This is a genomic window from Amycolatopsis sp. NPDC098790 (genome assembly GCF_044759945.1).
Taxonomy (GTDB): Bacteria; Actinomycetota; Actinomycetes; order Mycobacteriales; family Pseudonocardiaceae; genus Amycolatopsis.
The window spans coordinates 581012-601703 of the sequence record NZ_JBIWAI010000006.1; the positions used below are offsets into that span (position 1 = coordinate 581012).

The following is a 20692-nucleotide window of genomic DNA, read 5'->3' on the forward strand; positions in this document are numbered from 1 at the left end:
GGACGTTCACACCAGTGTCATGGTCAACCGGACGGCCGCGGAGTCCGCGATGTGGGAAGGCTCGCCTCCCAGCCGGCGAGCACCGCCTGGGTGTCCGCGGAAGAGCCGGCCGGAGCGATCCGGGGATCTGGCTGCCGCGGGGCGACGTACCCGCCCACCACCGACGCCGCGTGCCGGGCGAACGCCGTCGCCGTGCTGTCGGCGCCGTGGGCGGCCACCACCTGCACGCCGACCGGCAGGCCGGCCGGGGTCCGGCCGATCGGCATCGTCACCGTCGGGAGGCCCAGCACGCTGAACAGCCCGCACCACCCGATCGTCGACATGTGGGGCCGCGCGACGCCGTCGACCTCGACGACCCGGGTGCCGATGTCGCCGGTGTGGTCGTGGGGGAACGCGGGCATCGCCGTCACCGGGCACAGCAGCACGTCGACGTCCGCGAACCACCGGGCCCAGTCCCGGCGCGCCCGCGCCCGGTCCTCCGCGCGGGCCAGCCAGTCCCGGTGCGTCTTCGTCGTGGGCGGGAGCCCCTCGTCCGGGATGTTGTACGCCACCGCCGCCAGAACCAGGTCCAGGTGCAGCTCCCACAGCTCGTCGAACGTCCCCGGCGGCGAAGCCTGCCTGACGTCCATTCCGGAGGACGCCAGCGCACTCACGGCCGCGTCGAGCACGGCCGCCGTCTCGCTGCCGACCGGGCACGCGGGGTCGTCGAGCCACACCGCGGCCCGAAAGCAGCCCCCGGGGACAGCCGAAGCGCGTCCACAAAGGACCGACAGGATCAGGTCGAGGTCGTCCGCGCTGCGGCAGATCGGCCCGATGACGTTGCCGTCCGGGGGCACCAGGCCCGGGGGAGCGTGGTCGACGTACCCCTGCCCCGGCACCAAGCCCACCGATGGTTTCAACCCGTACACCCCGCAGAAGTGCGCCGGGATCCGGATCGAGCCCGCGATGTCCGACGCCAGGTCGAACCCGCACAGCCCGGCCGCCACCGCCGCGGCGCTCCCGCCCGACGAGCCACCCGGGGTGCGCGCGGGGTCCCACGGGTTGCGGGTCACGCCGAACACGTCGTTGACCGTCTGGATGTCGCCGCACCACTGCGGGACGTTCGTCTTGCCCAGGACGATCGCGCCGGCCGCCCGGAGCCGTGCCACCGCGGCGGCGTCCTCGTCCGGCACGTACTCCGCCAGTTCGGGTGACCCGCACGTCGTGCGGAGGCCCGCCGTGGCCAAGGCGTCCTTGACCGTGACCGGCACCCCGTGGAGGGGCCCGCGGCGGACACCGCGGGCCGTCTCCTCGTCGGCCGCCGCCGCGTCCGCCACGGCACGCTCGGTGTCGAGCGTGACCACCGCGTTCAGGTCGGACGCGGCGATCCGGTCGAGGTACACCCCGACCAGCTCACGGCTGGACACCGACTTCGTGGCCAGCGCCCGGGCCAGCTCGCGAGCTCCCGCGTCGGCCGGGTTCATCAGCCGCCCGCCTGCGCCTTCTCCCAGTTGCCGAGCTTGCCCTCGTTGTCGATAAGCGGCCCGGCGGGCTCGAAGTGGCCCGGCGCGGCCGGCGTGGCCCCGGTGTAGGTGTACATCTGCCCGGCCTCGAACGGGTAGGCGTCCTCGACGCCCTTGACCTTGCCCTTCACGCCCTTGACCATCAGCGGGTACGTCGAGTCGTAGGAGTGCGCCGCCACGGCGATGTTCGCCCGCGTCAGGCCGCCCTTCATGGTCGAGGCGTCCTGCAGCACCTGCACGATGTACCAGGCCCAGAACCAGCCGTTGGCGGTCTGCCCGTTCGCCGGGTCGAGGCCCGCGGCCTTGACGGTGTCGGTGTACAGCTTGGCGAACTCGGTGTTCGGGTTGTCCGGGTCGCTCGGCGCGTAGTAGTAGCGCACGACGTTGGTGCCGTTGCCGGTCAGGCCCTGCTTGCCGAGCGGGGTGTAGGTCGTCTGGATCTGCGCGCACGGCTGGGCCGCGACCACGACCGGCTTCCACGACGACTTCTCGATCGCGCCGATCGCCTGCGTGCAGAACGTGCCCGCCTCGGCCAGCACCACCGCGTCCGCTCCGGAAGCCGCCGCGCTGGTCACCTCGTTGTCGACGTTGGGCGCCGACACGTCGTTCGTCTGCTCGTTCACGATCGTCAGGCCCGGCGTCTGCTTGACCGCGCGCTTGAAGCCGTTGATGTACGACGTGCCCAGAGCGTTGCCGATCGCGATCGTCGCGATCTTCGCGCCCTGCGGGAACTTCTCCTTGAGCCACGACGCCCAGACGCCGCTCTCGTTGTAGTAGTCGAGGCCGAACCCGGTCGTCCACGGGTACTTCTGCGGGTCGCCGAACGGGTTGTCCGACGCGGCGACCTCCAGCTGGCCCATGCAGTTCTGGTTGGCGAAGTCACGCAGGTTGAGGTTGTTCGGCGAGCCGAGCACGGCGAAGCTCGCCGCGTACGCGTTGGTCTGCACGGCCTGCTCGAAGTTGGTGCGGGTCTTGTCGGGTTGGTACTGGTCGTCCTTGACGTCGAGGGAGACCTTGCGGCCCGCGATCCCGCCGTGGGCGTTGACGTAGCCGAGGTAGGACTTGATGCCGTCGCCGATCTGGCCGTACGCGGCCAGCGCGCCCGAGTGCGGCATGCTCGTGAAGAGTTTGATGTCGGTTGCGGTGATGCCCGCGTTGTTGTCCCAAGTGGACGGACACTTGCCGAGGTCCAGCTGGTAGCCGCCCGGTCCGGTGTAGACGCAGCTGCCGTCCGCGCTCAGGCCCCAGTTCTTGCTGTCCGGGCTCGGCGTGGGAATGGTGCCGTCGGTGGGTGTGGTCGACTGCGCGGTCGCTGCCGGGGACGGGCCGCACTTCTTCGACGCGGCCGCCTGCTTGCTCTCCTCGTGCGAGCACGCGGTGAGGGACGCGGCGACCGCGAGCCCGGTGACCAGTGTCGCCAGGCGCCGTTGCCAGGTACGGGTCATGGTGGTTCAGCTCTCTCTCAAGGCCGGTTCGGTGAGCGTGGGAGCGGTGCCGGCGAACCGGTGCCGCTGCCAGCCCTCGGGGGTGCGGGGGACGATTTCCAGGACGCGCCGGCGCAGCCGCCCGAGCCCGTCGATCACGCCGCCCGGCAGCAGGAACACGAACGCGATGAGCAGCGCGCCGGAGGCGATGCCCACGATCTGGCCGCCGTCGGGGCGTCCCGACAGCAGGTCGAGCGATTGCGCCCAGTCGGCGATCCAGGTCCGCAGGACCACGAAGACGATCGCGCCGGGCACCGCGCCGGCGATCGACGCGCTGCCGCCGGCGATCAGCGCGACGAGCAGGAAGATCGACAGGTAGAGGTCGAACCGCGAGTCGCTCACCGCGGGGACCTGGATGACGAGCAGGGAGCCGGCGACCCCGGCGAACGCGGCGCTGACCGCGAACGCGAAGATCTTGACCCGCGCCACGCGGATGCCGGAGGCGGCCGCCGAGAGCGGGGCGTCGCGGACGGCGTGCATCGCCCGGCCGGTCCGGCTCCGCACGATGTTCCACGCGATCAGGAACATGATCGCCGCGACCGCGAGCACCGCGTAGTAGTGGTCGGTCGCCGGGCCGGTTTCGGTGTAGGGGTCGACGAAGAACCAGTCCGGGGCGGTCATCTCCTGCGGCACGAACTTGCCGTCGGTGCCGCCGGTGAGACTGGGGAACTTGTCGACCAGGACGGGGAACAGGGCGGCGACGGCGAGGGTGACCGTCGCGAGGTAGAGCCCGCGGATGCGCAGCGCCGGGATGCCGACGAGCGCGCCGGCGACCAGGCACAGCACGATGCTGACCGGGATCGTGGCCAGGTAGGGCCAGCCGTGGTCGGCGACCAGGATGACGGTGGTGTAGCCGCCCAGGCCCACGAACGCGCTGTGGCCGAGGGATATTTGTCCACAGTGGCCGGTCAGCAGGCCGAGGCCGAGGATCGCCACGCTGTAGCAGACGATCTGGGTGAACGCCTCGATCGTGCCGACCGAACCGGTCACCAGCGGCAGGACGACGAGCACGGCCGCGGCGAGCAGTGCGGAGCCCCAGCGGATCCGGAAGTGGGCCCGGGAACCTTCCAGGACGGTGAACTTGGCCATCACACCCGCTCCTGACTGCGTCGGCCGAGCAGCCCGGCGGGTTTGAACTGCAGGACGGCGATGATGACGAAGAACGCGCAGCCGAGCCCGAACTGCCCGCCGAGCGCGGGGATGTACCCGGTCAGCAACGCGATCGCGAGGCCGACCAGCACCCCGCCGACGACCGAGCCCGCGATGCTGTCGAGCCCGCCGAGGGTCGCCGCCGCGAAGGCGTAGATGAGGATCTTGTCCATGAAGGTCGGGTCGAGGTACGTCGTCGGCGCGGCGAGGCAGCCCGCCAGGGTGCCGACCGCGGCGGCGAGCGCCCAGCTGCTCTGCACGGTCCGTCCGATGTGGACGCCGAGCAGCCGCGACGACTCGACGCTCGTGGCCACGCACCGGAACGCGAGACCGAGCTTCGTGCGCGACAGCACCAGTTGCAGCACGACCACGACGACGAGGATCAGCAACGCGGTGCCGAGGCTCGTGTAGTAGACGCGGGCGCCGCCGAGGGTGAAGAAGTCGTCGGCGTCGTGCGGGAACAGCGTCGGGAAGCCACGTGGGTCGAAGCCCCAGAGCAACGCGGCCAGGGCGTTGAACGCGAGGTACAGCGCGAGGGTCACGATGGTGATCGCGAGGTGGTTGCCCGGGTCGAACGGCCGGATCAGCACGCGTTCGATGCCCGCGGCCGCGCCGGCGCTGACGACCATGGCGGCGACGATCGCCACGACGAGCGGTAGCGACCACTTTTCGGCGAAGGTGAAGGCCAGGAAGGTGCCGACCATGCCCATCGCGCCCTGGGCGAAGTTGATGACGCCGGTCGCCTTGAACACCAGCACGAGCGCGAGGGCGACCATGCCGTAGAGGAAGCCGTTGAGGACGCCGTCGGCCACACGTTGCAGGTAGAGCTGGAAGCCGCCGTCGATGATCGCGTACACCGAGAACGCCGCCAGGAGTGCGGCCACGACGCCGAGGCCGTGGGCGGCCGACCGCCGGCGCCGGGCGGCGAGGACGTCGCGGGGCCGGCCCGGTGGTGCTTCCGGGCGGCCGGTGGTGGTGATCGCCACGGGGGTCTCCTTCGGAAGAGGGGGTCAGTAGCCGAGGTAGGCGCGGCGGACGGTCTCGTCGTCGCGCAGCCGCTCGGCGGGGCCGGCGACGGCGACCGTGCCGGCTTCGAGGACGTAGCCGCGGCGCGCCATGTCGAGGGCCAGCGCGGCGTTCTGTTCGACGACGACCATCGCGACGCCGCGCTCGGCGCACACGCGCGCCAGGACGTCGAACAGCTGCCGCACCACGATCGGCGCGAGGCCGAGCGAGGGTTCGTCGAGCAGCAGCAGCTTCGGCCGGCTCATCATGGCCCGGGCGATGGCGAGCATCTGCTGCTCGCCGCCGGACAGGCTGCCGGCCGACGTCGAGCGCCGCTGGGCGAGCCGCGGGAAGACGTCGTACCAATAGCCGATGTCGGTCTTGACGTCCTTGTCCTTGCGGATGTAGCCGCCCGCGCGGATGTTGTCGTCCACGGTGAGCTCGGCGAGGGTGCCGCGGCCCTGCGGGACCATCGACACCCCGCGCCGGACGACGTCGTAGGTCGAGCGCCCGCCGAGCTGTTCGCCACCGAAGCTGATCGTGCCTTCGGTGCGGACCAGCCGGCACACCGACCGCAGCAACGTCGTCTTGCCGGCACCGTTCGCGCCCAGCACCACGACGACCTCGCCCTCGTCGGCGGTGAGGTCGATCCCGTGGAGACACTCGACTTCGCCGTAGAAGGCGCGCAGGCCCTTGAGTTCCAGCAGCGTGCTCATACCGCCGTCCCCAGGTAGGCCTCGATCAGCAGCGGGTCGTCGCGCAGTTCGGCCGGGGTGCCGGAGACGAGGTTGCGGCCGAAGTCGAGGGCCACGACGTGATCGGAGATGTCCATGACGAACTGCATGTGGTGCTCGACGAGCAGGAGCGTGATGCCGTGCTCGTCGCGCAGCCGCAGCAGGAGTTCGCCCAGCTCTCGCACGTCGCCGTGGGTCAGGCCGCCGGCGGGCTCGTCGAGCAGCAGCAGGCGGGGCTCGCCGATCAGCGCGCGGGCCAGTTCGACGCGCTTGAGCGTGCCGAACGGCAGCCCGGTGCAGTCGCGGTGCGCGACGTCGGCGATCTCGAAGTAGTCGAGCATCGCGTAGGCGCGGGCCCTCAGTTCGCGGTCTTCGCGTCTGGTGGTGAAGCCGAGTGCCGAAGCGAACATGCCGACCTTGCCGCGGGCGTGCCGGCCGACCATCACGTTGTCCAGGACCGTCATGCCCGGCCACAGCGCGAGATTTTGGAAGGTGCGCGCGAGTCCGAGCCCGGCGAGGTCGGCGGCGTGCCGCTGGAGGAGGTCCTCGCCGGCGAACGTGATCGACCCGGACGCGGGGCGGATCAGCCGCGAGACCGTGTTGAACGCCGTGGTCTTGCCGGCGCCGTTCGGGCCGATCAGCGCGCAGATCTGTCCTTCCTGGACAGTCAGGGACGCCGAGTCCAGCGCGGTGACGCCGCCGAAGGTGACGGTGATGTCTTCGAGTTCGAGCAGCGGGGTCACAGGACACCCTCCGCGTGCAGTGCCGCGAGCGTCTCGGCGTCGGTGCCGGTGAGGGTGGTGATGACCTCGTCGGTGTCGGCGCCCAGCGGCGGGCCGGTGCGGGTGACCTCGCCGGGCGTCCGTGAGAACTTCGGCACGATGCCGTTCATCGGCAGCTCGGTGCCGGCGGCGTTGCACCGCCAGAGGATCATGTCGCGCTCGGCGAACTGCGGGTCGGTCAGGATGGACGCGGCGGTGTTGATCCGCCCGACCGGCACGCCGTGGTTCTGCAGCTGTTCGATGAGGTCCTTGCTCTTGTGCCGCGAGGTCCACGCCGAGATCAGCTCGTCGAGTTCGGCCATCCGTTCGCCGCGGGCGCTGTGCGTCGCGTAGCGGGGGTCGGTGACGAGGTCGGGTCGGCCCATCGCCTCGGCGAGGCGGGAGAACACCGTGTCGGCGTTGGCCGCGATGACGACTTCGGCGTCGTCGGCGGCGGGGTACACATTGGACGGTGCGACGCCGGGCAGGACGCTTCCGCTGCGCGTGCGCAGCTTGCCGCCGGCGTGGTAGTCGGCCACTGTGGACTCCATGAGGGCGAACACGGCTTCGTAGATGGCGACGTCGACTTCCTGCCCGCGGCCGCTCGAGCCGCGTTCGGCCAGTGCGGCCAGCGCGCCGATGACGGCGAACAGCGAGGCCAGCGAGTCACCGAGGCTGATGCCGGCGCGGGCGGGCGCGTCGCCGGGAGAGCCGGTGGTGAACCGGATCCCGCCGACGGCCTCGGCGACGCTGCCGAAGCCCGCCTGTCCCGCGCCCGGGCCGGTCTGGCCGAACCCGGACACGTGCACCAGGATGATCCGCGGGTTGACCTCGGCCAGCTTCGCGTAGTCCAGGCCCCAGCGGGAGAGCGTGCCGGGGCGGAAGTTCTCCAGCACGACGTCGCATTCGGACGCGAGCTCCCGCACGAGCTGCTGGCCGCGTTCGTCGCGCAGGTCGACGGTCACCGACTTCTTGTTGCGCCCGATCGCGGGCCACCACAGGGATTCGCCGTCCTTCGTGACACCCCAGCGGCGCATCGGGTCACCCGCGCGGGGTGGTTCCACTTTGACCACTTCGGCGCCGTAGTCGGCGAGGAGCTGCCCGGCGAACGGGCCCGCGATGAAGCTGCCCAGTTCGAGGACTCGGATTCCGTGCAGGGGGCCCACGTTCGCCACCTCTCGAATCGACGGTGAACCCATATTGCACACAATCCGGCGGCCGGACAAGGCTCCGTCAACACTTTTGTAGATTTCGATCCGGTGGCGGCGCGGGGCGAACACGCGTGCTCACGGCGCGTACTCTCCCTCGGATGAGCACAGCGAAAACGGGGGCGTCCTACGGCGGCGGGACGCTGCCAGGGGCGAGGATGTCCGGGCCGATGCTGGCGTACTCGTCGATCCGCGGCTGGATCGTCGACGGCAGGCTCCGCCCGGGGGAAAGGCTGATCGAGCAGCGGATCGCGGCCGAGCTGAACCTCTCGCGCACGCCGGTGCGCGAGGCGGTCCGGATGCTCGCCGCGGAGGGGCTCGTGGTGGCCGAGCACAACCGGGGCGCGATGGTGCGCACGCTCAGCCGTCAGGACGTCCTGGACAGCTACGAGCTGCGCGCGCGGCTCGAGTCCTACGCGTGCGAGCTGGCGGCGTCACGGGCCACCGAGGACGACTTGTCGGCGATTGACGAAGGTATCCGCGACTTCGGCAAAGCCTTGCGTCGCAAGGATCTGGAGCCGATCGAGCGGACCCGGCTGATCGACGAGGCGAACCGGAAGGTGCACGCGGCGATCATCGGCGCGAGCCGGCACGCGCGCCTGGCGCACCTGCTGAGCAGTGCCGTGGACGCGCCGCTGGTGTTCAGCGCGTTGCGTGACTTCTCGGCGCGGCAGCTCGAGCGGTCGAACCTGTTCCACCAGCTCATCCGGGACATGATCGCGAAGAACGAGCCGCTGCGGGCGGGTCAGCTGATGCACGAGCACATCATGATGGGCCGGGACCAGATCCTCGCCAGCGTCCTCCCGGAGGAACTTGTCAACGGTGATGTTGATTGAATACAATGTCGCGGTGTTGGAGTTCACTCGCATCCGAGTCGACGTCCACGACGGCGTCGCCACGCTGACCTTGAACCGGCCCGGGCACGGCAACGCCGTCGACGACGCGATGCACTCGGAGCTGACGAGGATCTTCCCGGCCGTGCGGGCCGACGACCGCGTGCGCGCGGTGGTGCTCACCGGCGCCGGGGACACGTTTTGCCGGGGCGGGGACAGCAGCGCGTCCCGCACGTTCACGACGTCGACCGGGTTGACGCCGATCCAGGAAGCCCGGTTGATCGTGGAAACCTTGCTGGATCTGGACAAGCCCGTGATCGCCGCGGTGAACGGGGACGCGCTCGGCCTGGGAGCGATCCTCGCGACGCTGGCGGATGCGTCCTTTGTGGTGCCCTCTGCTTCTTTGGGTGACCGGCACGTGGCCGGGGGAGTGACGGCGGGCAACGGCAGCGCGGCGCTGTGGCCGGCGATCATCGGCGTCAACCGGGCCAAGCGGCTGCTGCTGGGCGCGGAGGTGCTGACGGCACGCGAGGCCGTCGACATCGGACTGGTCTCGTCGGTGGCCGAGGACCCGCTCACGGCCGCCACTGAGCTGGCCACCCGGTGGGCCGCATTGCCGCCGTTCGCTTTGCGGAGCACGAAAGCCGTCATCAACGTCCACCTGAAGGATGCAGCCGCCCGCGCGCTGGGCTACGGGCTCGCGCTGGAGGAACAGGCGATGGCGGGGCCGGAGTTCGCCGCGGTGCTCGCGCGGCGCCGCTCTTCCTGAAGGGGCTGCCCCGGCGAAAACCGGGGCAGCCCCGTTCTCACGCCGGGGTCTCGATCACGCAGAGCAGTTCGCGGACCTCGATCACATCGCCGCTGTCGCCCGCCAGTTCCCGGATGATGCCCGCCACCGGGGCGGGGATCACCTGCCGGGCCTTCTCCGCCTCGATCTCGACCAGGTCGGCGTCGACGGCGACCTCTTCGCCCTCCTCGACGTACCAGTCGATGATCTCCGCGTCGCTCATCCCCATGGACAGCTGGGGGAGCCGAACTTCGTGTCGCGCCATCCGTGTCTCCTCAGAACGTGCGTCGCACGGCGGCGACGATCTTGGCCTGCGTCGGGTAGATCTGCTTCTCCAGCACCGGACTGAAGGGGACGTGGGTGTCGTCGGTCGTCACGCGCACGACGGGCCCGCGCAAGTCGGAGAAGCAGTCCTCGACGACGCGCGCCGAGATCTCGCTCGCCGCGCTGCACGTGCGGTTGGCCGGGTCGACCACGACGCAGCGGCCCGTGCGGCTCACCGACTCGAGGATCGCCGGCCAGTCCATCGGCACCAGCGTCCGCGGGTCGATCACCTCGGCACTGATGCCCTCGGCCTCCAGTTCGGCCGCGGCTTCCAGCGCCAGCCACGAGCCGAGGCCGATGCCGACGATCGTGACGTCCGTGCCCGGCCGGCGCACCGCCGCCTTGCCGAGTGGCACCACGTGGTCGGTGTCCGGCGGCACGGCCGGTCCCCGGCCCTTGCGGCCCCACAGGTTCGCGTCCTCGAAGCACAGCACGGGGTTGTCGTCGCGGATCGCGGACTTGAGCAGCCCCAGCAGGTCCGGCGCCGTGGAGGGCAGGATGATCTTCAAGCCAGGCACGTTCATGAACATCGGGTACGGCCGGTCGGCGTGGTGCCCGGCCGTCCCGCCGTGGTAGTACAGCGCGGCCCGGACGACGACCGGCAGTGTCGCCTGCCCGCCGAACATGTACCGCGCTTTCGCCAGCTGCGACACGAACTGGTCCATCGCGCCGAACACGAAGCTCGCCACGGTGAGGTCGATGATCGGCCGCAGCCCGGCCATCGCCGCCCCGGCGGCCACCCCGATCGAACCGGCTTCGGCGAGCGGCAGGTCCCGCACGCGCGAAGGTCCGAACGCTTCCAATGCGCCCGCGGCTGCCCCGAAGACGTTGGCTCGCAGGTCTTGTCCCATCAGGATGACGTTCGGGTCGCGCGTCATCTCCTCGCTCTGCGCGCGGTTGATGGCCTGCAGGAAGCCGAGCTGCGCGGCCCGGCGCTTGGTCGGTGCGCTCACGCGGTCACCTCCGAAGGTGCGTAGACGTCGGCGTAGGCCGCTTCGAGCGGCGGGAAGGGGGATTCGCGGGCGAACTCGACGGCGGCGTCCACTTCGGACTTGACCTCGTCGTGCAGAGTCTGGAGTTCGTCCGATGTGAGCACACCCCAGTCGAGAAGCCGTTGGTGGAACAGCGTGATCGGGTCGACGGTGTCGAACCAGCTGTCCACAACGGACTGTTCGCGGTAGGGCTGGGGGACCACGAGGCCGTAGGCGTGCTCGTGGAAGCGGTACGTCTTGGCCTCGACGAGACTGGGGCCTTCGCCGGCTCGGGCGCGCGTGACGGCGTCCCGCGTGGCGCGGTAGACGGCCAGGACGTCTTGGCCGTCCACGACGACGCCGGGCATCCCGTACCCGCCCGCGCGAATCGCGACGTCCGGTACCGACAGGGACTCTTCGGCCGTGACGCTCACGGCGTAGCCGTTGTTCTCGCAGAAGTAGATCACCGGCAGCTTCCAGATGCCGGCCATGTTCATCGACTCGTGCAGCACGCCTTCGCTGGCGGCGCCGTCGCCGAAGAAGCACAGCGCGACCTGCCCGCTGCCTTTGACCTGCGCCGCGAGCCCGGCCCCGGTCGCCACCGGGATGGCCGAGCCGACGATGCCGGACTCGCCGAGGCTGCCGACGGAGAAGTCGGCCAGGTGCATGCTGCCGCCCTTGCCGCCGCACACGCCGGTCGCCTTGCCCAGCAGCTCGGCCATCAGCGCGCCGAGCTGGGCACCCTTGGCGATCGGGTGGCCGTGCGAGCGGTGGTTGCCGGTCATGTAGTCGGACGTTCCGGTCGCCAGGCACGCGCCGACGACGGCGGCTTCCTGTCCGATCGACAGGTGCACCATCGCCGGCAGCTCGCCCGCGTGGAACAACGCGATGGTGGCTTCCTCGAACTGGCGGACGCGCTGCATCCGCCGCATCATCTCGCGCGCGAGCGTGGCTCCGTCCGGCCCGCTCAGCTCCTCCGGGGGAGCGATGCTGTCGGTCATGTCTGTCAGCGTAAGCGTTGACGCAGGATCGCGGAAGGGGTTACCGTCTCCGTCAACACAAGCGATGACGCAAGGAGCGGCGCGATGGCAGACACCGTGCAGGACGCGCTCGACGCCCTGAAGCGGGGCGAGTTCGTGGTCGTGCTCGACGCGGCGGACCGCGAGAACGAAGCGGATCTCGTGCTTGCGGCCGCGGACATGACGCCGGAGAAGATGGCCTTCCTGCTGCGCCACACGACGGGCATCGTGTGCGTGCCGATGCCGGCCGCCCGCGCCGACGCGCTGGGCTTGCCGCTGATGGTTGCGGACAACACAGACCGCCACCGCACGGCGTTCACGATCACGGTCGACGCCCTGGGGGGAACGACAACGGGGGTGAGCGCGGCCGACCGGACGGCGACGGCCCGGCTGCTCGCCGACCCCGACGCCCGTCCGGAGGACTTCGCCCGGCCGGGGCACATGTTCCCGCTGCGCGCTCACGGCGAGGGTGTGCTCGCCCGGCCGGGGCACACGGAGGCCGCGGTGGATCTCGCGGGGCTGGCCGGGCTCGATCCGGTGATGGTGATTTCGGAGCTGACCCGCCCGGACGGCGAGATGATGCGCGGTCCGGAGGTGCTGGCGTTCGCGCGGGATCACGGGCTGCCGGTGATCGGCATCGCGGACGTGATCGCGGCCCGTGAGGTCTCGGCTGAGCAGGGTGGGCTGGTGGCCACCGGCTCCGGCGGGGTCCCGGCGATTCGGTTGCCGGCCGCGAGCGGCGGATTGGCCGCGGGGGTGACGGGCGCCGGTGGGTACGTGGTGCCGGGCGAAGTCCTGGCTGTGCATGGTGGGTTGGCCGCGCAGCCGGTGAGCACCGGTGGCGGTGGGCACCTGGTGCCCGGCGCGGTGTCGTCGCCGGCTGCGCTGGGCGAGTTGGTGGGCGACGGCTCCGGTGGCCTGGTGCCCGGCGAGGTGCCGGCGGTTCCGTTGCCGACCGCGCATGGGGAGCCGGTGGGCGACGGCTCCGGTGGCCTGGTGCCCGGCGAGGTGCCGGCGATCCCGCTGCCCACCGCGCACGGCGACTTCACCGCGCGGCTCATCCGCACCGAGCCCGACGGCGGCGAACACCTCGTCCTGACCCTCGGCGACCTGACCGGAAACGAGCCGGTGCTGGTCCGCGTGCACTCCGAGTGCGCGACCGGTGACCTGTTCGGCTCCCTGCGCTGCGACTGCGGCGAACAACTCCACGACGGTCTCGCGGCGATCGCCGCCGCCGGGCGCGGGGTGCTCGTCTACGAACGCGGGCACGAAGGCCGGGGGATCGGGCTGGCCGACAAGTTCCGCGCCTACGCCCTGCAGGACCGGGGTGCCGACACCGTCGACGCGAACCTGCGCCTCGGCCACCCCGCCGACGCCCGCGACTTCGGTCCCGCCGCCCGCGTGCTGCTGCGCCTCGGCCTGACCACCGTCACCTTGCTGACCAACAACCCGGACAAGGTGCACGCCCTGCGGAATGCCGGGCTGCACGTGACCACCCAGCCGCTGCGCACCGTGCCCGCGCGCGAGAACGTCCGGTACCTGCGCACCAAGCAGGCCCGGATGGGTCACGACCTCGCGCTCGAGGACGGCTTGGCGCCCGCCGCCGACGGGACTCGGCCGTGGTGACGCCAGGCGGCCTGGGCGCTCGCCGGCACCGCCGCCGGGAGTCGGCCGTGGTGACGCCGGGCGGCCTGGGCGCTCACCGCCACCGCCGCCGGGAGTCGGCCGTGACGAAGCTCGGCGGCCTGGGCGCTCACCGCCGCCGACGGGACCCGGCCGTGGTGACGCCGGGCGGCCTCGGCGCTCGCCGGCACCGCCGCCGGGAGTCCGCAGTGGCAAAGCTGGGCGGCCTGGGCGCCCACCGGCTCCGCCGCCGGGAGTCGGCCGTGGCAAAGCTGGGCGGTTCCCGGCCGGTTTCCGCAGGTGTGGTGCGTGGGACCGCAGGCTCGACAACCTGGCCGACGCGCCCAACACCGGCCCACGACCCGGCACCGGCCGGCCTCACCGACGGGAGCCGACCGTGGTGACCGCCGTGACCCCGGACAGCTTCCGGCGCGTCATGCGGCACGTCCCCACCGGTGTCGCCGTCGTCACCGCCGCCGGGCCGCACGGACCCCTCGGCCTGGCCGTCGGCTCCTTCGTCTCCGTCTCCCTCGAACCACCCCTCGTCGGGTTCTTCGTGGCCCGCACCTCCACCACCTGGCCCCGGATCGCCCCACTCGGCAAGTTCTGCGTCAACGTCCTCGGCGAGGACGGCGAAGGCACCTCCCGCGCCTTCGCCGTCTCCGGTGGGGACAAGTTCGGCGGCGTCGCCTGGACCTCTTCGCCGCTGGGCTCGCCCGTCCTCGACGGCGCCCTCGCCTGGTTCGACTGCACGACCCACTCGGTCACCGATGCCGGTGACCACGTCCTCGTCCTGGCGGACGTCCACGAGCTGTCGGCGACCGACGCCGGCCGTCCGCTGGTCTTCTGCCACGGCACCTACCAGCGGCTGCGCCCGCACCCGATCAACCCCTGAGCCGGAAAGAAGGTCACGACCGATGCGAGTCGGATACACGAGCATCTTCCAGGGTGGCGGCGACGCCAAGGACGACGAGCGCGTCTACGCCGACGAGCTGCGCCTGTGCGAGCTCGCCGAACCCCTGGGCTTCGAGATGCTGTGGGGCGTCGAGCACCACTTCACCTCCTACACGATGTGCCCGGACCCCATCCAGTTCCTGTCCTACATGGCCGGTCGCACCAAGAACATCCTCCTGGGCTCCGGCGCGGTCATCCTGCCGTGGCACGACCCGGTGCGCGTCGCCGAGCAGGTCACCATGCTCGACCTCATGTCGGGCGGCCGGTTCATCTTCGGCATGGGACGCGGCCTCGGGCGGATCGAGTTCGAAGGCCTGCGCGTCCCGATGGACGAGTCGCGCGAACGGTTCGTCGAGTCCGCCGAGATCGTCCTGCGCGCGCTGGAGACCGGCGTTCTCGAGGCCGACGGCAAGCACTACCAGATCCCGAAGCGCGACCTGCGTCCTCGGCCGGTCAAGTCCTTCCGCGACCGGCTCTACGCGGCCGCGGTGTCACCCGAATCGGTGCGGATCATGGCCGACGTCGGCGCCGGCATCCTCATCAACCCCCAGAAGGACTGGGAAGAGGTCTCCGCCGACATGCGCCAATACCGCGAGCAGTTCCGCGAGCTGAAGGGCGTCGAGGCGCCGGCGCCGATGGTCACCGGCTGGGTCTGCTGCGACAAGGACCCGATCAAGGCCAAGGACATGGCGCAGCAGTACATCGGCGGCTACTACGAGTCGGTCATGTCGCACTACGAACTGGGCGGGCGGCACTTCGCGTCCACCCAGGGCTACGAGTACTACCGCTCGCTGGCGTCCTACATCCAGAACAAGGGCTCGAGCCGCGTCGTCGAGAACTTCATCGAGCTGCAGATCTACGGCACCCCCGACGAGTGCTACGAGCGGATCGTCGACATCCGGTCCAAAGTGGGCAACGACGGGTTCAACGCGGTCTGCTCGTTCTCGGGCATGACCACGGAACTGGCGGAGGCCAACATGCGCCTGTTCGCGGCCGAGGTCATGCCGCGCGTCAAGGAGCTGCCGCGCCACAGCTTCGACGAGGCCCCGGCGGGTGCGTCGTGACGCCGCGGGTCGTCGCGAGCGGACTGCGGTTCCCGGAAGGCCCGACCTGGCTCGGCGACGGCGCGGTCGCCGTCGTCGAGATGAAGGGCGAGGCCGTCAGCCGCGTCGACGCGGACGGCACGATCACCCGTGTGGGTGACTGCGGGGGCGGCCCCAACGGCAGCGCGCTCGGCGCGGACGGCGAGCTGTACGTCGCCAACAACGGCGGGCTCTCGGCCGAGGGCACCGGCTACTGGCACGCGCCGCGGCAGCTCGACGGCTGCGTCCAGCGCGTCGATCCCGACGGGACGGTCACCCGGGTGACCGGCGAACTGCCCGGCCCGGCGCCGCACCGGCCCAACGACCTCTGCTTCGGTCCTGATGGGACGCTCTACGTCACCGACAGCGCCAACTGGGAAGACCTGCGCACCATCCGCCCCGGGCACGTCGTGGCGATCGCCGCTGACGGCAGCGTCGCCGGCTCCGTGGAGGTCCCGGCCATGCCCAACGGGGTCGCGTTCGGACCCGACGGCCGCCTGTACCTGGCCCAGTCGCTGACCCGCAAGATCCTCGCCTTCGACGTCGACGGCGGCGAGTTCGGCGCCCCGGAACAGGTCCTCAAGCTGCCCGCCGGGATGCCCGACGGCTTCTGCTTCGACGGCGACGGCACGTTGTACGTCTGCGGCAGCATCGGCAACGCCGTCTTCGTCTACTCCGGCGGCGGGCTGAAGGAAACCCTGGAAACCGGCGACGGCACCCAGCCGACCAACTGCTGCGTCGGCGCGGACGGCCGGCTCTACGTCACCTACGGGCTCACCGGGCAGCTGGTGGCCTTCGACCTCGGGGTCACCCCGGCGGCCCCGCACACCGGGTCGGTCACCGCAGTCTTGGAGGATTCGTGAAGCTCGCCCTCATGTACGAGCTGCCCGTGCCGCGACCGTGGACGCAGGACAGCGCCTACAACGCGTTCGAAAACACGCTGCAGCAGATCGAACTGGCCGACCGGCTCGGCTTCCACAGCGTCTGGACCGTCGAGCACCACTTCCTCGACGAGTACTCGTTCTCCAGCGCACCCGGCGTGTTCTACGGCGCGATCGCGGCCCGCACCGAGAACATCCGCATCGGCCACGGCGTCCGGTTGCTGCCGTTCCCGTACAACCACCCGGTGCGCGCCGCGGAAGCCGCCGCCACCGTCGACGTCCTGTCCAAGGGCCGCCTGGAGTTCGGCACCGGCCGCTCGGGAACACGCGTCGAGATGGAGGGCTTCGGCATCAAGCCGAACGAGACCCGCCCGATGTGGGAAGAGGCCCTCGACGTCATCGTCGGCGCGTGGACCGAAGAAGAGTTCAGCTGGGACGGTGAGTACTTCAAGCTGCCGCCGCGCGGCGTCGTCCCGAAGCCCTACCAGAACCCGCACCCGCCGATCTGGGGCGCGACCTCCAGCGCGGAAAGCCACGTCATCGTGGGGCAGAAGGGACTCGGGCTGCTGTCGTTCTCCGTCGCGATCCCGCCCGAGGCGCTCACCAAGCGGATCAGCCGCTACCACGAGGGTCTCGAGCAGGTGCAGCCCGTCGGGAAGTTCGTCAACAACCGCATCGCCACGTTCGCCCAGGCGCACTGCGCGGAAACCACGCAGCAGGCGCACGACGACGCGCGCACGGCGTTCCCCTGGTACATCCAGAGCTCGCTGAAAACGATCGCCGAACTCGGGGCCTGGCGGGAAGGAACCAACCTCGGCAGCTACGAGTACGCCAGGAAACTGCTGGGCGGCATGCAGATCGAGGACCTCACCTTCGACTACCTGACGCAGAACGAGACCGTCCTTTGTGGCGACCCCGACCACTTCGTGGGCATGTGCAAGCGCTACGAGGCCGTGGGCGTCGACATCCTGCTGCTTCTCGTGCAGAGTTACGACATCCCGCACGAGAAGGTCATGCGTTCCATCGAACTGATCGGCACCGAGGTCCTCCCCAAGCTCACTTAGCGACGAGGCTGCACAAGGGAGTGCGCATGTCCGTCCAGCAGAACTCGCGGATGTCGGACTGGATCCGCATCAACGCGAGCACCGTCCCCACCAGACCCTGTTTCGTCACCGATACGACGAAGTTCACCTTCGCCGAGGTGAACAGCCGGGTGAACCGGATCGGCTCGGCGCTGCGCCGCATGGGCGTCGAGAAGGGTGACCGCGTCGCGCTCTTCGCCACCGACTCCGCGCAGTACGTCGAAACGCTGCTCGCCTGCATGAAGCTCGGCGCGGTGTACGTGCCGCTGAACTTCCGCCTCGCCGGGCCCGAGCTGCAGGCGCTGCTGCGCACCGCCGAGGCGAAGGTGCTGTTCTTCAGCGACCGCTACACCGACCTCGTGCGCGGGGTGGACGTGCCGGGGCTGAAGGCGACGATCAGCTACGACTCGCACGCCGGCGACGAGTCCTACGAGTCCCTCGTGGACAGTGGCGACGACGTCGAGATCGACGTGCCGATGGCCGACGACGAACTGGTGTGCCTCGCGTTCACCAGCGGGACGACCGCGTTGCCCAAGGGCGTCATGCACTCGCAGCGGATGGCCAAGCACATGGTGATGCAGTGCATCGTCGAACGCGCGATGACGAACATCTCGTTCCACTACTCGGCGGCGCCGCTGTTCCACGTCGGCGGGATGCTCTACACGCTGTCGGGTGTCGCGCGCGGGCACACCTCCCTGGTGCTGCCCTCGTTCGACGCGCCGACGGTCGCGCACTGGATGGCGCGCGGCGGCCTCGACGGCGTCTTCCTGGTCCCCACGATGATCGACACCCTGCTGCACGAACCCCTGGTGGCCGACCCGGCGAGCGACTTCTCGGGGCTGGGTTCCATCGGCTACGGCGCCGCCCCGATGTCGCCGTCGCTGCTGCGCCGCGCGATGGATCGCTTCGACTGCGATTTCCTGAACATGTTCGGCGCGGGCACCGAGGCGGGGCTGCAGACCGTGCTCACCCCCGAGGACCACCGGCGGGCGTTGAAGGGCGACGAGCACCTGCTCGGGTCCATCGGCAAGGCGGGCATGGGCGTGGTGCTGCGGCTGTGCGACCCGGAGAACGACACCGAGCTGGTCGACGTCCCCGAGGGCGAGGTGGGCGAGATCGTCACCCGCGCCGACGCGGTCATGTCCGGCTACCTCGGCCAGCCGGAGGAGACCGCGAAGGTGCTCGTCGACGGGTGGTTCCGCGGCGGCGACCTGGCCCGGCGCGACAAGGAGGGCTACCTCTACCTCAACGGCCGCAAGAAGGACATGATCATCCGCGGCGGCGAGAACATCTACCCCGACGAGATCGAGCACGTGCTGGGCCGCTACCCGGGCGTGCGCGAGGTCGCCGTCGTCGGCGTGCCGGACGAGCACTGGGGCGAGATCGTCCGGGCCCACGTCATCCTCGAGGAGGGCGCGGCGCTCGACGTCGACGCGGTGCGCGCGTGGTGCCGTACCCGGCTGGCCGGGTACAAGGTGCCGGCCCTGTTCTCGCTGGACGCGGAGTTCCCGCGCAACGCCAGCGGGAAGGTCCTCAAGCGTGAGCTGCGCGAGCGCTAAGGTGGGTGCGGCAGGAGCCCCGGCGCGCCCGGGGCGGCACCGAGGGCAAGGGAGTCCGATCGCCAGTGGCCGCGCCACGCCGTCGCCGCTCAGCGGCGACCGATCCCGAGAGCGACATCGCGCGCCGGCGCCTCGAACGCAGGCAGGCGAGCGGCCGCCGGTCGGACGTCCGCTGGGCGGAGGTCGTGGCCGGTGCGGGCCGGGTGTTCACCCGGCTCGGCTACGGCCAGTCGACGCTCGAGGACGTCGCCGGCGAGGTCGGCATCAGCCGGGCGACCCTGTACTACTACGTGGGCACCAAGGAGGAGCTGCTCGTCGCGCTCCTGCACGACCCCATCGAGACGATGCGCACCCGGCTGGAGGAGGTCGCGGCCCTGCCGCTGTCCGCTCCGGAGCGGCTCGCCTCGGCGCTGCGCGAGTACGTGCGGACCATGGCCGAGCTGCCGGAGCTGTTCGTGTTCCTCTCGGAGAACGTGCACCAGGTGATGACCGGCCCGGAGGCCGACCACATCCGCGACAACGCCGACCGCTACGGCCGCGTGCTGGCGGAGGTCATCCGCTCGGGCGCGAAGGCGGGGGAGTTCCGGACGGACATCGACCCGTCGGTGGCCGTGCTGGGGATCATCGGCATGTTCAACTGGATCCACCGCTGGTACAACCCCGAGGGCGAGCGGAGTCTCGAGGACTTCGGCGAGGACTTCATCGAGATGGCGCTTTCTTCGTTGTCGCCGAAGTAGCGTTCCGGTGAGCGTCGCACTGGTCACCGGGGCGGCGCGGGGGATCGGTTTCGCCACGGCTTCGCGGCTCGCCTCTCGCGGGGTTTCGGTCGCGTTGGTCGATCGGTCCGGGGCTTCGGAAGCCGCCTTGTCGCTGCGTCGGACCGGGGCGCGGGCCCTGGGGATTTCGGCTGATGTGTCCGATCCGGACGCTGCTGCTTCCGCGGTGGCTTGGGGCGGCGGGTTGGATTTCGCCTACAACAACGCCGGGGTGTCCGGGGTGCGTGCGCCGCTGGCCGAGTACCCGGACGACGTGTTTTGGCGCGTGCAGCGGGTCAACGTGGGCGGGGTACTGGCGTGCATGCGCGCCGAGGTGCGGCACATGCTGGCTTCCGGTGGTGGGGCGATCGTCAACGCCGCTTCCGGGGCGGGTTTTGCCGGGGTTCCGTTGTCGAGTGCTTACGTGGCGAGCAAGCACGCTGTGGTCGGGCTGACGAAGACCGCCGCTGTGGAGTATGCGGCGCGAGGGATCCGGGTCAACGCGGTCGCGCCGGGGTTGGTGCGGACTCGGATGGTGGAGGGGCTTTCGGAGGCGGAGTTCGCCGCGGCGCATCCGGCCGGGCGGGCGGCTGAGGCGGAGGAGGTGGCGGAAGCGGTATGGGCGTTGTTCCAGGCGCCGTTCGTGACCGGGGTGGTGCTGCCGGTCGACGGCGGGTTGTTGGCTCGCGTGCCGGGGTTGTCGTGACGGCCGCAGATCGGGTCGGGGGTGGCGTTGGCTTGGTTGTCGAGACGGCCGCGCATCGACCCCTGGGTGGCGCCGGTTCGGGTGGCGGGCGGGGTTTGCCTCGGCTGGGGGCGGAGGTGGGTGGCGCGGGTGCTTCGGCGGTTGCGGATCGGGTCGGAGGTGGTGCCGGTTCGGGTGGCGGGTGGGGTTTGTCTCGGCTGGGGGCGGAGGTGGGCGCTGCGAGTGATTCGGCGGCCGCGCCTCTCGCCGGAGGTGACCCCGGCCCGGGTGCCG

20 protein-coding genes are annotated in these 20692 nt (G+C 70.8%); 10 read left to right on the forward strand and 10 right to left on the reverse strand.

Annotated elements, in window-relative coordinates; translation table 11 throughout:
* Positions 1 to 23: 23 nt before the first annotated feature.
* The 7 genes from ACIQWX_RS39780 to ACIQWX_RS39810 are packed head-to-tail and all read right to left on the reverse strand — an operon-like array spanning position 24 to position 7801.
* Positions 24 to 1463, reverse strand: coding sequence for an amidase family protein (locus tag ACIQWX_RS39780; RefSeq protein ID WP_400882583.1), 1440 nt, complete (start codon positions 1461 to 1463; stop codon positions 24 to 26).
* Positions 1463 to 2947, reverse strand: a complete 1485-nt coding sequence (locus tag ACIQWX_RS39785; RefSeq protein WP_400882586.1) for an ABC transporter substrate-binding protein — start codon at positions 2945 to 2947, stop codon at positions 1463 to 1465. Before ACIQWX_RS39785 ends, ACIQWX_RS39780 begins: the two co-directional genes overlap by 1 nt.
* 6 nt (positions 2948 to 2953) lie before the next feature.
* A complete protein-coding gene (locus tag ACIQWX_RS39790; protein ID WP_400882589.1) occupies positions 2954 to 4075 on the reverse strand; it encodes a branched-chain amino acid ABC transporter permease in 1122 nt (373 codons plus the stop codon).
* On the reverse strand, positions 4075 to 5121 hold the full coding sequence (locus tag ACIQWX_RS39795) for a branched-chain amino acid ABC transporter permease (RefSeq protein WP_400882592.1): 1047 nt from the start codon (positions 5119 to 5121) through the stop codon (positions 4075 to 4077). Before ACIQWX_RS39795 ends, ACIQWX_RS39790 begins: the two co-directional genes overlap by 1 nt.
* A 24-nt stretch (positions 5122 to 5145) precedes the next feature.
* On the reverse strand, positions 5146 to 5856 hold the full coding sequence (locus ACIQWX_RS39800; protein WP_400882595.1) for an ABC transporter ATP-binding protein: 711 nt from the start codon (positions 5854 to 5856) through the stop codon (positions 5146 to 5148).
* Complete coding sequence (locus ACIQWX_RS39805) at positions 5853 to 6617, reverse strand: ABC transporter ATP-binding protein (RefSeq protein ID WP_400882599.1); 765 nt, start codon at positions 6615 to 6617, stop codon at positions 5853 to 5855. Before ACIQWX_RS39805 ends, ACIQWX_RS39800 begins: the two co-directional genes overlap by 4 nt.
* Positions 6614 to 7801: a CaiB/BaiF CoA transferase family protein gene (locus tag ACIQWX_RS39810; RefSeq protein ID WP_400882602.1), complete on the reverse strand. Its 1188-nt coding sequence runs from the start codon at positions 7799 to 7801 to the stop codon at positions 6614 to 6616. Before ACIQWX_RS39810 ends, ACIQWX_RS39805 begins: the two co-directional genes overlap by 4 nt.
* Before the next feature lie 143 nt (positions 7802 to 7944).
* On the opposite strand from ACIQWX_RS39810, the gene ACIQWX_RS39815 reads away from it, so the two are divergent.
* On the forward strand, positions 7945 to 8679 hold the full coding sequence (locus tag ACIQWX_RS39815) for a GntR family transcriptional regulator (RefSeq protein WP_400882605.1): 735 nt from the start codon (positions 7945 to 7947) through the stop codon (positions 8677 to 8679).
* 13 nt (positions 8680 to 8692) lie between these two features.
* Positions 8693 to 9445: an enoyl-CoA hydratase/isomerase family protein gene (locus ACIQWX_RS39820; protein ID WP_400882608.1), complete on the forward strand. Its 753-nt coding sequence runs from the start codon at positions 8693 to 8695 to the stop codon at positions 9443 to 9445.
* Positions 9446 to 9482: 37 nt separating this feature from the next.
* On the opposite strand, the gene ACIQWX_RS39825 is transcribed toward ACIQWX_RS39820, so the two are convergent.
* The 3 genes from ACIQWX_RS39825 to ACIQWX_RS39835 are packed head-to-tail and all read right to left on the reverse strand — an operon-like array spanning position 9483 to position 11759.
* Positions 9483 to 9728 carry a biotin/lipoyl-containing protein gene (locus ACIQWX_RS39825; RefSeq protein WP_400882611.1) on the reverse strand — a complete coding sequence of 82 codons (246 nt, stop codon included), beginning with the start codon at positions 9726 to 9728 and terminating at the stop codon, positions 9483 to 9485.
* Between the two features lie 10 nt (positions 9729 to 9738).
* Positions 9739 to 10740 (reverse strand): alpha-ketoacid dehydrogenase subunit beta, encoded by a 1002-nt coding sequence (locus tag ACIQWX_RS39830; protein WP_400882614.1) that lies wholly within the window; start codon positions 10738 to 10740, stop codon positions 9739 to 9741.
* On the reverse strand, positions 10737 to 11759 hold the full coding sequence (locus tag ACIQWX_RS39835) for a thiamine pyrophosphate-dependent dehydrogenase E1 component subunit alpha (RefSeq protein WP_400882616.1): 1023 nt from the start codon (positions 11757 to 11759) through the stop codon (positions 10737 to 10739). The genes ACIQWX_RS39830 and ACIQWX_RS39835 overlap by 4 nt, the downstream gene beginning before the upstream one ends.
* Positions 11760 to 11843: 84 nt before the next feature.
* Here ACIQWX_RS39835 and ribB point away from each other — a divergent pair, with 84 nt between their 5' ends.
* The 8 genes from ribB (at position 11844) to ACIQWX_RS39875 (ending at position 20419) form a co-directional block, all read left to right on the forward strand.
* A complete protein-coding gene (gene ribB / locus ACIQWX_RS39840) occupies positions 11844 to 13403 on the forward strand; it encodes a 3,4-dihydroxy-2-butanone-4-phosphate synthase (RefSeq protein ID WP_400882619.1) in 1560 nt (519 codons plus the stop codon).
* A 394-nt stretch (positions 13404 to 13797) separates the two neighbouring features.
* Entirely contained in the window at positions 13798 to 14295 is a 498-nt protein-coding gene (locus ACIQWX_RS39845; RefSeq protein WP_400882622.1) for a flavin reductase family protein, read from the forward strand.
* 22 nt (positions 14296 to 14317) lie between these two features.
* Complete coding sequence (locus tag ACIQWX_RS39850) at positions 14318 to 15418, forward strand: LLM class flavin-dependent oxidoreductase (protein WP_400882624.1); 1101 nt, start codon at positions 14318 to 14320, stop codon at positions 15416 to 15418.
* The gene (locus ACIQWX_RS39855; protein WP_400882627.1) at positions 15415 to 16299 is read left to right on the forward strand and encodes an SMP-30/gluconolactonase/LRE family protein; all 885 of its coding nucleotides are present in this window, start codon (positions 15415 to 15417) and stop codon (positions 16297 to 16299) included. The genes ACIQWX_RS39850 and ACIQWX_RS39855 overlap by 4 nt, the downstream gene beginning before the upstream one ends.
* Positions 16296 to 17381, forward strand: coding sequence for an LLM class flavin-dependent oxidoreductase (locus ACIQWX_RS39860; protein WP_400882630.1), 1086 nt, complete (start codon positions 16296 to 16298; stop codon positions 17379 to 17381). Before ACIQWX_RS39855 ends, ACIQWX_RS39860 begins: the two co-directional genes overlap by 4 nt.
* A gap of 26 nt (positions 17382 to 17407) precedes the next feature.
* On the forward strand, positions 17408 to 18958 hold the full coding sequence (locus ACIQWX_RS39865; RefSeq protein ID WP_400882633.1) for a class I adenylate-forming enzyme family protein: 1551 nt from the start codon (positions 17408 to 17410) through the stop codon (positions 18956 to 18958).
* 65 nt (positions 18959 to 19023) lie between these two features.
* Positions 19024 to 19695, forward strand: coding sequence for a TetR/AcrR family transcriptional regulator (locus ACIQWX_RS39870; RefSeq protein ID WP_400882636.1), 672 nt, complete (start codon positions 19024 to 19026; stop codon positions 19693 to 19695).
* Between the two features lie 7 nt (positions 19696 to 19702).
* Positions 19703 to 20419, forward strand: coding sequence for an SDR family NAD(P)-dependent oxidoreductase (locus tag ACIQWX_RS39875; protein ID WP_400882639.1), 717 nt, complete (start codon positions 19703 to 19705; stop codon positions 20417 to 20419).
* The last annotated feature ends 273 nt before the right edge of the window (positions 20420 to 20692 follow it).